This window comes from Pedobacter sp. PLR, from assembly GCF_026239675.1.
Lineage (GTDB): Bacteria > Bacteroidota > Bacteroidia > Sphingobacteriales > Sphingobacteriaceae > Pedobacter.
In genome coordinates this window covers 318,732-332,972 of record NZ_JAPIVQ010000001.1, presented here as the reverse complement: position 1 = coordinate 332,972, position 14,241 = coordinate 318,732, and the positions used below count along the sequence as shown (strand labels likewise).

General features: G+C 39.7%; 10 protein-coding genes and 1 riboswitch. Of the genes, 5 read left to right on the top strand and 5 right to left on the bottom strand.

The genetic code is table 11. From position 1 onward, the window contains the following. Positions 1-8: 8 nt before the first annotated feature. Positions 9-1,970 carry a nucleoside-diphosphate sugar epimerase/dehydratase gene (locus tag OQX61_RS01405; RefSeq protein WP_265839852.1) on the top strand — a complete coding sequence of 654 codons (1,962 nt, stop codon included), beginning with the start codon at positions 9-11 and terminating at the stop codon, positions 1,968-1,970. 97 nt (positions 1,971-2,067) lie between these two features. Continuing rightward, complete coding sequence (locus OQX61_RS01400) at positions 2,068-2,457, top strand: helix-turn-helix domain-containing protein (RefSeq protein ID WP_265839851.1); 390 nt, start codon at positions 2,068-2,070, stop codon at positions 2,455-2,457. A gap of 232 nt (positions 2,458-2,689) precedes the next feature. On the opposite strand, the gene OQX61_RS01395 is transcribed toward OQX61_RS01400, so the two are convergent. The 5 genes from OQX61_RS01395 to OQX61_RS01375 form a co-directional block, all read right to left on the bottom strand. After that, positions 2,690-3,955 carry a DegT/DnrJ/EryC1/StrS family aminotransferase gene (locus OQX61_RS01395; RefSeq protein WP_265839850.1) on the bottom strand — a complete coding sequence of 422 codons (1,266 nt, stop codon included), beginning with the start codon at positions 3,953-3,955 and terminating at the stop codon, positions 2,690-2,692. Between the two features lie 21 nt (positions 3,956-3,976). Continuing rightward, positions 3,977-5,164, bottom strand: coding sequence for a DegT/DnrJ/EryC1/StrS family aminotransferase (locus OQX61_RS01390; protein WP_265839849.1), 1,188 nt, complete (start codon positions 5,162-5,164; stop codon positions 3,977-3,979). Positions 5,165-5,307: 143 nt separating this feature from the next. Then, positions 5,308-5,841, bottom strand: coding sequence for a UpxY family transcription antiterminator (locus OQX61_RS01385; protein ID WP_265839848.1), 534 nt, complete (start codon positions 5,839-5,841; stop codon positions 5,308-5,310). 119 nt (positions 5,842-5,960) lie between these two features. Further along, entirely contained in the window at positions 5,961-8,273 is a 2,313-nt protein-coding gene (locus tag OQX61_RS01380; protein ID WP_265839847.1) for a polysaccharide biosynthesis tyrosine autokinase, read from the bottom strand. Between the two features lie 26 nt (positions 8,274-8,299). After that, positions 8,300-9,052, bottom strand: coding sequence for a polysaccharide biosynthesis/export family protein (locus OQX61_RS01375; RefSeq protein WP_265839846.1), 753 nt, complete (start codon positions 9,050-9,052; stop codon positions 8,300-8,302). A 409-nt stretch (positions 9,053-9,461) separates the two neighbouring features. Between OQX61_RS01375 and OQX61_RS01370 the strand changes: the two genes are divergently transcribed. The 3 genes from OQX61_RS01370 (at position 9,462) to OQX61_RS01360 (ending at position 14,216) form a co-directional block, all read left to right on the top strand. Beyond that, complete coding sequence (locus OQX61_RS01370; RefSeq protein WP_265839845.1) at positions 9,462-10,343, top strand: polyphosphate kinase 2 family protein; 882 nt, start codon at positions 9,462-9,464, stop codon at positions 10,341-10,343. 296 nt (positions 10,344-10,639) lie between these two features. Further along, positions 10,640-10,831: riboswitch (cobalamin riboswitch) on the top strand. A 96-nt stretch (positions 10,832-10,927) separates the two neighbouring features. Then, the gene (locus tag OQX61_RS01365) at positions 10,928-13,012 is read left to right on the top strand and encodes a TonB-dependent receptor (RefSeq protein WP_265839844.1); all 2,085 of its coding nucleotides are present in this window, start codon (positions 10,928-10,930) and stop codon (positions 13,010-13,012) included. Positions 13,013-13,046: 34 nt separating this feature from the next. Beyond that, the gene (locus OQX61_RS01360) at positions 13,047-14,216 is read left to right on the top strand and encodes a DUF5074 domain-containing protein (RefSeq protein ID WP_265839843.1); all 1,170 of its coding nucleotides are present in this window, start codon (positions 13,047-13,049) and stop codon (positions 14,214-14,216) included. Positions 14,217-14,241: the final 25 nt, after the last annotated feature.

Sequence of the window (14,241 nt, the reverse complement as noted above, 5' to 3'; positions counted from 1 at the left end):
CTAATATTATGAAAAGGCTCCTATTTCGCGACAAAACATACTCACGTTGGTTGATTTTAATGATTGATCAGATCATCATATCCTGGACACTTTTTATGTCTTTTATGCTGATCAATAAGTTTGAGTATATACAATTGTTTAATTCTAACTTCCTGGTGTATACTGCTTTCTATAGCATGATTGCTGTGTGTGTATTTATAGGGATGCGCATCCATACCGGTATCATCAGGTATTCCAATACTCAGGATATCATACGGATCTTTCTGGCGGTTCTTTTAACCAGTTTTATATTCACCATTGGTAGCAAATTATTGTTGATGCAGTATTTTGAAATTTCTTCAAAATGGTTTCCTGAGATCATGATTATGAATTTCTTCGTGTCTTCATCACTCCTGATTATTTTAAGGGTTGCTGTAAAAAGCCTTTTTTCCTATATGAAAACGATGGAGCCTTGCGATAAAAAAGAAAATATTCTAATTTATGGCTCAGGGAGCGATTCCATTCTGGTTAAAAAAGCGTTGGAAGGAGGGAATTCGAATAATTTGAATGTGTTTGCTTTTGTAGATGACAATTCAGATAAAATAAACAAACACATTGAACAGAAAAATGTATACCATTCCAAATCCATCGAAGCCTTAAAGCATAAATTTAACATACAGAAAGTATTGTTTATAGGGGATGATTTAAACATCAATGGAAAGAAAGTGACCATTGATAAGTGCATTGAATTAGGAATAAAAGTAGTTACCGTACCACAATCTGATAAATGGCTGTACGGTAAACTCACCCTAAATCAAATCAAAGACCTGAAAATAGAGGACTTATTACATAGAGAGCCTATCGTGCTGACTAAGAATAATATCTTAAGGGAAATGCAGGGCAAACGTATCCTGATCACCGGTGCTGCCGGATCAATAGGTTCCGAAATTGTTCGTCAGATTATAGGGTTTAACCCTGAGTTTGTGGTGTTGTGTGACCAGGCCGAAACGCCTTTGCACGATCTGCAGCTTGAGATTGAAGATGATTTTAAAGGGGCAAAGACTCATATTGTTATGGCAAATATTCAGAATAGATGCCGGATGAAAACGATCTTTGAGGAATATAAACCCCAGATTGTTTTTCATGCAGCGGCTTATAAACATGTACCGATGATGGAGAATAATCCTTCTGAAGCCATTTTAACCAATGTACTTGGAACAAAGAATATTGCAGACCTCGCCATAGAATATGGCGTTGAGAAATTTGTAATGATCTCCACAGACAAAGCCGTGCGGCCAACCAATATCATGGGGGCCTCTAAACGCCTCGCAGAAATGTACATTCAATCCCTGAACAATGATAAAAACTTAACTATATCAGATGAAAATACAATCGTCCAGCCAACGGAAATCCGGACTAAATTTATAACCACCAGATTTGGTAATGTTCTGGGTTCCAATGGTTCAGTTATCCCAAGGTTTAAAGCACAGATCGCGCGTGGCGGACCAGTTGCAGTGACGCACCCCGAAATCACAAGATATTTCATGACCATCCCCGAATCGGTGCAATTGGTACTGGAAGCCGCTGCAATGGGCAATGGGGGAGAGATTTATATTTTTGATATGGGAGATCCGGTTAAAATTGTGGACTTAGCCATTAGTATGATCAAATTAGCGGGATTAGTACCCGATAAGGACATTAAAATCATATTTACCGGACTAAGACCGGGAGAAAAGTTATATGAAGAACTTTTAATGGTCGAAGAACAAACCATACCAACCTATCATCCAAAAATTAAGATATCGAAAATCATTAACCACAGTATCTTTTATGTGCAAAGTGTAATTGAAGAGCTGTTATTGCTAAATAATTCGAATAACGACTACGCAATGGTTAAAAAAATGAAGGAAATCATTCCAGATTTTAAGAGTAAGAACTCAAAATACGAGAATATAGATCAATATCCCGTAGGAATGATAAATACTTTTTAATTGTTGTTTTTTCTCTTGTTTTATTGTCATTTTTTTGTTATTTTTAATACAGATCTCATCCCTTCAATTCTAGTTATCATCAATAAAACTTTTTACTATGAATTTAAATGTAGGTCAGGTAATTGAACATGTTGTAAGAAAGGATCATATGGGGATCACTGAACTTTCAAGGAAATTACACGTTAGTAGACGAACCATTTATAATTGGTTCGATCAGGAGTCTTTAAGTTTTGATATTATTTGTAAAATTGGAAATGTCATAAACCATGATTTTTCTAAAGAGTTTCCGGATGACTTTGCTCGTTTACAGGAAGAAGCTAGAGAGAAGAAGCAGGATCTAATGAGTAACGAGGATAATTCAACAGCGAATTACTCAACCGCTGTAAATTATTGGATGAATAAGTACATCAAATTGCTCGAAAAATACAATGAGCTATTGAGCGAGAGATATCCTAAACAATATACTGACATGAGGTCCGACGAGTAATTACCCCCACTTGCATTATTCTGCAAAATCAATTCAGCTAAACGCTGAAAAGGTGTCCAAACGTTTTGGACGCCTTTTTTTATGCTTATTCTCCATCAAGGCTGCTGCTGTAAGTATTTATTTAATCCATAGCTGATCTTCTGGCGTCAAAAGGCATCTCGGTTTTAGGCAAAAAAAAAGGATGTCTGTAAGACATCCTTTTTTTTATCACGAGACGGAAAAAACAGAAATTCTATCCAGGTAAATACGATGATTTAACCAGGGATAATTCTTTGTGTTTGCTTTGTATCATTTGCGACTGGACCGCTTTAATCACTGCATCAATAATGTAGTCAGTGTCTGCATCACATAGCGTTGGATAGATAGGTAAAGAGATTTCACAGGCATATTGTTTATAGCTATTTGGATAATTCACGATATTATACCCTGTTTTTTTAAAATAGCTTAACATAGGCATAGGGATAAAATGAACATTCACGATTACCCCGAACGCTACGATATCTTCAATAATATGGTCTCTCTGTGCCTCCGTGATGTGCTTGATGCGCATTGGGAAGATATGGTAAGAGGATTCTCTTGAAAAGTCTTTTAATGTTGGAGGGATAAACCATTCATAATTACTTAGAATGCTGCAATACTTTTCCGCGATCTTTTTACGTTCCGGCATTAAGAAGCGCTTGTACTGCTTGATTTGTGCTAAACCTATCGCCGCACAGATATCAGGCATATTAATTTTTAAGCCTTTGTATAAAATATCATATTTCCAGTTTGCCCCCTTTGATTTCGCATAAGCATCCTTGTTTTGACCATTTAAGGAGAATATTTTGAGAAACTTATACTCTTCATCGTGGTCAAAATTACCTGGTAGGTTTAAGCAGGCACATCCGCCTTCAGCGGTGGTAACATTTTTCACAGCGTGAAAAGAGAAAATGGTAACGTCACTACTTAAAGCGGCGGAATGGCCCATGTAAGAGGCACCTATAGAATGTGCCGCGTCTGAAATCAAAAGGATTCTGCCGAGTTTTCGCTGCTCATCTGAATTCGAAACAAACAAGCTTCTGATCCTGGCACTTCTGATTAAAGTCTTGATGGTATTGTAATCGCAGGGTAAACCCGCAATATCAACTGCAATGATGGCTTTTGTTCTTGGAGTAATGGCCATTTTAATCCGCTGGGGATCTATGGTGAGATCGTCAGCTATATCAACCATTACCGGAGTTGCACCACAATGTAGTACAGATAAAGCAGTAGCACAATAGGAGTAAGCAGGTATAATTACTTCATCTCCTTCTTGCACACCAAACCACTTTAACATCATAATTGCACCAGAAGTCCAGGAGTTAATGCATACGGCTGCCTTAGATTTGGTTAACCGTTTCACTTCTCTCTCCAGTTCCAATACTTTTGGTCCGGAAGTAATCCAGCCGGATTTAAGCGTGTCCATTACTTCATTGATTACATTTTGGTCAATAAACGGGGGTGAGAATGGAATGTTCATGATTTGTCTAGTTTAAGTTGATTACATGGGTGTATTTGGTTTGGTAACGGCGTTTAAGTCGTTAATTTCTGTTGCGATTTTGTTGGTCACGAGTATGCCAAAATTATCTGTCGCAACCGGGGTCACATCTTCATAATTCTGAGTCCTTAAAATGACACGGCAAATCATGTCCAGGTCAGGAAGTGTTAAAGTATGGTACAGTGGCAGACAAACGATCCTGTTGGAAATGTCTTCGCAAACAGGCATGGAGACCGGGTCTACATAGGGTAGGGTGGATAGGGAAGGAGAAAAATATCTTCTGCAATACACTTTTGACAATTCAAGTTTTTCTGTGCATCGCTGTCTTAATTCCTCAGTTTCAAACAATACAGGGAAATAGGCATAATTGTAATCCTTGTCCTTGTTTAGCTTTGGAAAACTTCCTTTGATCTGACTTAACCGCTGATAATAATGAAGAGACAAGAGTTTTCTTCTTTCCAGAATCTCATCTACATATTTTAAGTTACACAAGCCCATAGCCGCATGAAATTCACAGTTTTTGCCATTTATACCTAATCCTGCAAAAGTTTCGGGGGTGCTGTGACCAAAATTCCGGATATATTGCATTTTCTTTAAAAGATCCGGGTCACGGGTAAATACAGCTCCTCCTTCTATGGTATGGAATAATTTTGTAGCATGGAAGCTGGTTGCAGTGATGTCACCGTAATCAAATACAGATTTGTTTTTGTACTGCGTACCAAAACAATGTGCCGCATCATAAATAACTTTTAAGCCATGTTTATCTGCGATGGCCTGGATGGCATCAATGTCGCATGGATTCCCATAAACATGTGTTGCCAGGATAGCTGAGGTACGCGGGGTTATAGCCGCCTCTATTTTGGTTGGATCGATATTAAAGGTTTCGCTGTCGATGTCAACATATACTGGTTTACAGCCTTCCCAGACGATACTGCTGGTTGTGGCTACATAAGAAAATGGCGTGGTAATAATTTCACCGGTCAGCTCTAATGCTTTAATGGCAAGTTGTAAAGCAAAAGTGCCATTACACACGAACAACATATGATTTACATTCAGATATTGCTTAAGCTTTAGTTCAAGATCATTGAGTAAAGGACCATTATTGGTGAGCCATTGACGTTCCCAAATGCTGTCAAGGTATTCTTTAAATTCATCTTCCTTTGGAAGAAATGGTTTGGTTACAGGAATCATGTTTTTAAGTTTAATGGTGAATCTTTTATTGCATGAAGCATCGGCCATTAATGTGGGACATCAATGGTCATCGATCGTATTCGGAAAGTAGAAAAGGGATATAGAAATTGATGTTCCGGCTCAGGAGATGAGCCGGAACCTTATTATATTGCCGTATTCAACATCACATCAGCAATGGGGACACTGCTGACTATTGCACAGTTTAAATGATCCAGGAGCATTAAAACGTGTTTTCCATGCACCTTAATGACGGTTCCTTCCTGGTTGTAAAAGATGCCGTGTTTAATTCGGACGCGGTCACCAAGATTGATTTCCTGCGAATTGATGATTTCACATTCCACATTTTTACTCATCAATTCTTCAATATTTTCGATGACCTTATCTCTGATTACCGCAGGTTTTCCCATGTAATAAACAAAGTTTAATACCCCTAATGTTTGTCGGACTTTATATTCTTCACGCTCATTTATCCAAACAAATACATAACCGCTAAAAAGAGGTAAATCAACAATTTTCTTCCTGTCGGCCCATTGGTTGGTAACGCTTCGGATCGGGCAGTAGGATTTAATGTCCTGCAGTTTCAATAATTTGTCTACTTTTTTTTCCCACCTTGGGCGGGTGTAAATTACAAGCCAGTGTCTGCTCCATGTGCATCTGGAGCCGAATTGATTTTCCATGTCGAGAAGTTTTTTTTGTAAAAAGATTCATAAGTACTGTAAAAAAAAATGGACAGAGCTTCGCTACATCACTTACATGAGTAGGGTAGGGAAGCACTTAAATCAGGGGTGATTGTTTACTAGTTTTTTGAGACTTCAAAACCATAACCGTAGCCAAAACCGCCGTAGCCGTAGGTATTACTGTTCTCAACTTTTGCATCATTAAATACGACCATAGGGTTAGTCAGTTTTTTATAATACATAATATCTTTTAATATGTTAAGTTGTAATTTGTCAGTGTAGTTATAGCGTATCAGGTAAATGCTCAGGTCAGTATAGGGAGAGAGGCTGAAAGCATCAGCAACCTGGCCAACAGGAGCAGTATCAATAATGACATAATCAAATCTGCTTTTCAACTCCTCCACCAGCCTGCCAATTTTTGGATGCATCATCAGCTCAGCAGGGCTCTTCGTAATCGGCCCGCAATCCACCACAATTAAATCATGGTATTTCCTGGAATTTGACAGGAGATCATCTATCGTAACATCTGGGTTTAGCAGGTAATCAGTAATACCCATTTTTGAGTTTAAATGCAGTTTTTGAAGCAATTGTGGCTCACGCATATCGAATTCCAGTAGCACGACCCGTTTATTTACAGAAGCCAACGTCAGTCCAAGATTGATAGAGAAAAATGTTTTTCCTTCAGATTTCATACAGGAAGTGACCAACATGACCTGGTCAGGCAGACCATTGTTCATGAAATTAAGGTTACTTCTGATGTACCTGAACAGCTCAGTAATGGTAGACCTGCTATTGTGGTCTATCACGGCTACTTCATTCTTTTCGACATGATTTAATATGCCTAGAACCGGTACGCCAGTCAGGAATTCTATGTCTTTTACATCGCGGACTTTATTATTTAGTATTGATCTGCCATAAATGAATGCACCCGGAATCAGAAGTCCTGCAAAGCAGGCGCAAAGGTAAATCAATTCCTTTTTTGGTGATACCGGTAAGCTGTTGTAAGAAGGTTTGTCAATCGTTTGAGAGGTAGGAACAGTGGCTGATAAGGAAAGTGTGGTTTCTTCCCTTTTTTGTAACAGATATCTGTACAATCCTGATTTCACACTTTGCTCTCTGGTTCTTTCCAGTAAACCGCGCTCTACTGCGGGTACCGAACGCACCTTAGAGTTAAATCTTGAGCTCATCGCCTGCTGACTGTTTCTTTCAATTTGTAAGCCCCTTTTGATGTTCTGAAGGTTCTCCTGTATGTTCGATTTTAAACTGACCAGCTGTGCGGTCAGGTTTTGTACCAATGGGTTGCTTTCTTCGGAAGTCCGTAGCATTTTTGCCCTTTCCTGCTGTGTTGCATTATATTTAGCAGTTAAGTCATTCAAGGTCGCATTGTTGATGTTTAATGCGCTGGGAACAACGTTTAAGTTGTTGTTTTGGAGGTACTTTTCAAGCGAGGACAGGACATTAAGCTGTGTGTTTGTGGTAGACAGCATTTGCCCGTATTCACCAGATTTGGTCACATTCATTAGCGCATCAGTATTGACATCAGTCACCATGTTGTTTTGTTTGTAATTTTCCACATCATGTTCCACGCCGGTCAAATCCTGGCTTAAGGCAGTCAGTCGTTTATCAATAAATTTGATGGTATTTACAGCGATCAGATTTTTTCTGATCACATCTTCCTGATTATAGGTTTTGATAAGTACATTTAGGATATCCAGGCCTCTTTGAGGGATGTTATCCGTTAGACTGATGTTAATGGTATTGGCATCTTTAACAACCGGTAACACTATTAATCCCGCTAAGCTATAGGATTCGGCCATGCGATGCAGGTTTTTGAATTTCAACATCACTGGTTTAGTAAAGCGCTGAAAAGCCTGACCTTTGCTGACAATGATTTTGTAACCCGGTTTTTGAACCACACTGTCGTATGATAATATCCACTTCTGGTCTTTATCAGTTAAAGTATACTGACTGTCGCTGTATGGGCTTACCTCTGGTTTTTTAAGGTATCCACTAGCGTTTACACCAAGAAGTGTCACTTTTAAAGGTGAATTTTTTCCGTATAATTCATCGTTTTTTAAGCTGCCCTTAATGAAATAAGACGTTTCTAAGGAGAGCGCTTTTAATGTTTTATAAATCAGATCTCTGGAGCGCAGTACTTCCATCTCATTGTCCGCTTTCCGATCGGTCCGGAACATATTCAGGTCGCTAAATGCACTTTCTTTAACTTCTCCTTGTCCCTTTCTGTCGTCCTGAACCATTAAAGTACTACTAACTTTATACCTTGGAGTAAGGGTTTGCAAGTAAAGAAAGGCGCCGGCAAGGCATAAGATAAAGGCGATTAGAAAGATATACCAGTATTTTAAGTATTGATATATGTTTTCCTTTGCGTTTTCCAGCGCAGAAGGTGCTTTTTGATAAAACTGTGAGTTCATGTTTTTTCGGTTTAAAATAGAACGGATTATCTTAAGACTATGGTAAGGATTACTGCTGCCGCCGAAACAAGGGTAGATACGATAGGCATCAACTGATTGTTAGGATTGGCCTGTTTTTCCTTAGCCTTGTCCGGCTCCACATAGACGATGTCATTCTGTTTTAGATTGAAGTACGGAGAAGAATAGCTGTTCTTGTCATTAAGGTTCAACCGGACCATGTTACGTACCCCATCTTCTTCCCTGATAACCAGTACGTTTTCTCTTTTGCCGTAAACAGTCATATCGCCGGCCATACCTAAAGCTTCCAATAAGTTAATTTGTTCCCCCGGAACGTTCAATGACGCTGGACGGTTCACCTCTCCAATAACTGTGATCTTGAAATTGACTAATTGAAGATCTACATAAGGATCTTTAATCTGTCTTTTTAATACCTGAGTGATTAGAGCCTTCGCTTCTTCCAGACTTAATCCTTCCACCTTTACGTCGCCAACCAGTGGTAAAGCTATATTCCCCGCATTGTTTACCTTGAATCCGCCCTTGCTGTTTATTGGCGTATTACTGTTATTGGCATTTGCACTGGCAAATAGTACGTTGTATTCCGTATTTAAACTGGTGAGTGAGATGCTCAGCTGGTCGTTCTTTTGAAGTTTCAACTCTGGTGCATTTTGAATTTGATCATTCGAGACTTTTGAAAGGTTGCTGAAATAAACCAGGTCCCTTTGTGGTGCACAGCCTAGTATAGTCAGCGAAATGAGTAAAGCAAAGGTTAAATTTTTCATTTTGTAGGAGGTTAAATGATTTAACTAATTGATATTCCCCGGAATTCTTAGAATAAAGTTAGATAAATATTAACCCATAAAATGAGTAACTCTTCAAGTTGTAATTCACATTGTGAAAATTCACACCGCTTGTTTACGGAAGTGAGAAAATTGATGAATACATTACACGAAACAGGACTAAAAAAGAGATATATTTTTACAATATGTCTGAGTGTCTGTTTAGCTATGAAAACCGCCGCCGTTAGCCTCTTCCCTCCGAAAAGTGCAAATCGGTGTTTAAATGGGGGTTTTGCCCTCTGTTTCGAGAATAGTTCAGTGCTTTAAGTTTAAGCATTATTTAATTTAAACATTCTGAGGCAGTACAACGTTCTACTTCTGTAAAGAAAATTGTAAAGAAACCTATCTGCCAATGAAAAAGGAAATCGAAAAATCACGGGTTCTTCCCGGAAGGAAATTTTCACTTAAAGAGCACAATACCAGTTATACCGGTGACCTGGAAAAGGATGCTGGCAAAGCCGAACTGGATCTGACTAAAGAAGAGCTGAATAAATTGCAGGAAACTTTATATGCCGCCGATAGTCATGCTGTTCTGGTTATATTTCAGGCAATGGATGCTGCCGGAAAAGATAGCGCAATTGCACATGTGATGTCCGGATTAAATCCTCAGGGATGTCAGGTATACAGTTTTAAGACGCCAACTTCTGAAGAATATGACCATGACTTTTTATGGCGTCATTATAAAGCTTTACCGGAAAGAGGGCGTATCGGAATTCACAACAGGTCCCATTATGAGAATGTACTCGTCTGTAAAGTTCACCCGGAATATGTACTGAATGAGAAAATCCCGGGCTATGATGCGGTAAAGAAACTGGACGATAAGTTTTGGAAAAGGAGATATGAAAGTATCAGGAATTTTGAAAAACACATTTCTGATAATGGTACCCTGGTGATCAAGTTTTTCCTTTATGTCTCCAAAGATGAACAAAAAGAAAGATTTTTAGAGCGGATAGAGAACCCGGTTAAAAACTGGAAATTCTCTTCCTCGGATATTACAGAGCGGGAAAAGTGGGGAGATTATATGGGCGCATATGAGGAAGCCATTGGCGAAACGTCTACAGAACAGGCCCCATGGTATGTCATTCCTGCGGATAAAAAATGGTACGCCAGGTTGTTGATTAGCCAGATTCTTGAACATCATTTAAAAGAGATGAACCTTAAGTTTCCGGTGTTGGGTGAGGAGGAAATGGCAAAATTAGAAGAGATACAAAGGAGCTTACTGCTCGGTGGCTGAAATCTTTTGCCCGGAAGAGGGCAAAATTTTCTAAGCCACATCGCAGTAAACTCCTTTTCCGGGAGTAAAGGTAGGGTGCAGAGGTAAAGGTAGGGTGCAGAGGTAGAGGTAGGGTGCAGAGGTAGAGGTAGGATGCAAAGGTAGAGGTAGGGTGCAAAGGTAGAGGTAGGATGCAAAGGTAGAGGTAGGGTTCAGAAAGCAGGTTGCAGAGGTAAAGCAGGGGCTAAAAGTAAAGGCAATCCCCCTTTCAAGTATGATGTCAATGACGAAAGTTTGTTCTTAGTCGGATAATTAAGTACATTTGCCACGCTTTTGGTTCCCGGTAATCTTTTTACCGGGATTAAAAGGGAATACGGTGTGAATCCGTAACTGTCCCGCAGCTGTAAGCTCTATAACGGTATTCAAATCAAAGCCACTTTTTTAACAGATTGGGAAGGCAGGATCACCGGGAGTAAGTCAGAAGACCTGCCATAAGTATAATATTTCATAGCTTTCGGGGATTGAAGCTTGGAGTGAGTGCTTATTTACTGTATTTCATTTCCATGATCTAACTGTTTGCTGTGGGTAAATAACTCACAACAAAAATGAGAAGAAACAAATTTGCCCATCAAGGCATCAGCGCTTGTTTTTTTACTTTTCTAGCCCTTACCGGTGTCGGGGGAGCTGTGCCTTTAAATTTACAGGCCCAAACTCATCCGGTTAAAACGGCAAAGCAGGACTCTCTGGAAAAGCTAAACGCGTTAAAACTGGAAAAGGTAAACGCTTTAAAAGAAGTACAGATCAAGACCATCAAACTCAGCAGACGTCAAACTTCTTCTACTCCCTTACAAATTCTTTCCGGTGCAGAACTGGAAAAGCTGAACAGCCTTTCTGTTGCTGATGCAGTACGTTATTTTTCCGGTGTACAGCTGAAAGATTACGGCGGAATTGGCGGATTAAAAACCATCAATGTGCGCAGTATGGGGAGTAACCATACCGCAGTATTTTATGATGGTGTACAGTTGGGGAATGCACAAAACGGGCAGGTAGATCTGGGTAAATTTTCATTAGACAATATAGAAGAGATTGAACTGTACAACGGACAGAAAAGCAGTGTTTTGCAGTCCGCAAAAGGCTTTGCTTCGGCAAGTTCCTTATACCTCAAAGCCAGACAGCCAAACTTTGAACCTGGTAGAAGTAACCGTATAAAAGCGGCGTTCAGAACAGGGTCTTTTGGCTTGTTAAATCCATCGATATTGTGGCAAAGTAAGTTGAGCGAGCGCACCTACAGTACCGTTAGTGCAGAATTAAAAAAAGCAAACGGACGTTATAAATACCGCATCACGAACGGTGTATATGATACCACGGCCGTACGTACCGATGGAGATGTAGAAACGATGCGCCTGGAACTGGGGCTAAACGGCTTCCTGGCCGACAGTAGTAAATGGAGCGTAAAATTATATGGTTATAAAGACGATCAGGGTTTACCCGGAGCAATCGTAGCCAATGTTTTCCGTTTTTCTCAGCGGATGTGGAACCGAAACTTCTTTGCACAGTCCGCCTATGAAAAGAACATCGGGAAATACAGTCTGGTGGCTTCCGCCAAATATTCAAATGATTACATGCGCTACCTGAATCCGGATATTGTGACCACTTCAGGTTTTCTGAACAATACTTATCATCAGCAGGAATTCTACTTCTCCCTGGCGAATAAATTGAAAATTAATAAATACTGGGATGTGGTATGGTCGGCAGATTATCAGCTCAATGATATGAACGCGAATCTGGATCGTTTTGCTTACCCCACCAGAAACACCTTACTGAACGTTTTGGCCACCCGGCTACATTTCGACAGGTTCGATATTCAAGCCAATTTACTGAGTACAGTAGTCAGTGATAAAGTGAAATCCGGCCCCTCAGCAGGTACTAAAAATGAGCTCACACCAACGGTGATGGTGTCCTGGCAGCCTTTCGATCAAAAGGAATTCAGAATCAGGTCCTTTTATAAGAGCATTTTCCGGATGCCAACTTTTAACGACCTCTATTATACTTTTTACCAGTTTACCGTACTTCGTCCGGAATACACCAAACAATATGACCTCGGCTTTACTTATATTAAAGGATATGAAAACCGCGCACTAACACAATTTTCTATTCAGGCCGATGCCTATTTTAATCAGGTAAAGGACAAGATTGTAGCAGTTCCGGGAACCTCACAAGCCATGTGGAGTATGAGAAATTTAGGAAAAGTAGAGATAAAAGGCATTGACGTCAATATTCAATCCGCCTGGGAACTGGCGCAGGCATTTAATTTAAGTTTAGGCCTCAGCTATACCTATCAACAGGCAATCGATGCGGATCCTAAATCTACTACCTATAAAAATCAGATCCCATATATTCCTTTGCATAACGGTACTTTCCTCGCAGGAGCGTCTTACAAGAAATTTGCACTGAACTATAGCTATATGTATACCGGCGAACGCTACGATCAAAGTGCCAATATTCCAAAAAACTACGTACAACCTTTTTATACCCATGATCTGGCGATGCACTACAATACGCAGATCCAGAAAAGAAAAATAAGACTTACCGCGGAGGTAAATAACCTGTTAAATCAGGCATATGCGGTCATTACGAATTACCCGATGCCTGGTCGATCTTATCGATTCAGTTTAACCTATGATTATTAAATCTCCAGGGAAATGAAATTAAACCAATGCGTAAATGATGACTAAACTTGTAAATAAAATGAAAGCCAATAATAGCAGATATACCTGTTTACTGCTGATCTTGCTGACCTCATTTTTGGGTGCTTGTCGCAAGGACTTACAGGTGATTCCTGAGGAGCAGGAAGGGGTTATACCAGCAGATCCTTCGCGCCGGTTACAAGGTTTTTACCTGGTAAATGAAGGCAATATGGGGATGAATAAAGCTTCCCTGGACTACATGGACTTTTCAACCGGTGTGTATAGAAGAAATACTTACAATCAAATGAATCCTGCACAAATCAACGGGTTGGGAGATGTAGCTAATGATGTCGGGATTTATGGATCAAAGCTTTATATCGTTGTCAATATTTCTAACAAAGTTGAAGTATTGGATGCAAAATCCGGTAAACGCATTCAGCAGATTAACGTGACTAATCCTCGTTACATTACTTTCAAGGATGGAAAAGCTTATGTAAGTGCTTACCTCGGAAAAGTCGGCGTGCCGAATGCGCCAAATGGGGTAGTGATACAAATCGATACAGCCTCACTGAAGGAAGAAAAGAGAATAGAAGTAGGCAGACAGCCGGAAGAAATGGCGATAGTCGCAGGAAAGCTATATGTTGCCAATTCCGGAGGATATACCCCTTTAAATTATGATACCAGAGTTTCTGTGATTGATTTAAATACGTTTACCGTAGTCAGGAACATCGAAGTTGCCATCAATTTACATCGCGTAAAAGCAGATAAGTACGGAGATCTTTATGTGACTTCCAGAGGGAATTATCTGGATATTCATTCTAAAATATTTGTGATTGATACTCAGACTGATCTAGTCAAAACACGTTTTGATATTGGTGCCAGTAATATGGTTATTGATGATGATGTCGCTTATTTATATGGCTCAGAATGGAGCAGCAATACCGGAAAGTTCAGCCTTAGTTATGGGATGCTCGATGTAAAAGACGAAAAAATCCTGAACAAGAAATTCATCACCGATGGTACGGAAGCCAATATTATGATTCCTTATGGTATTGCAGTCGATAAATACACCAAAGAAGTTTTTGTAACGGATGCCCGGGATTATGTTTCCCCGGGGGTGTTGTATTGCTTTGATCCGGCAGGAAAAAAGAAATGGTCGGTGGTTACCGGAGACATTCCTGCCCATTTTGCCATGGTATATAAATAATTAAGTAAAGAATATATAAACAACA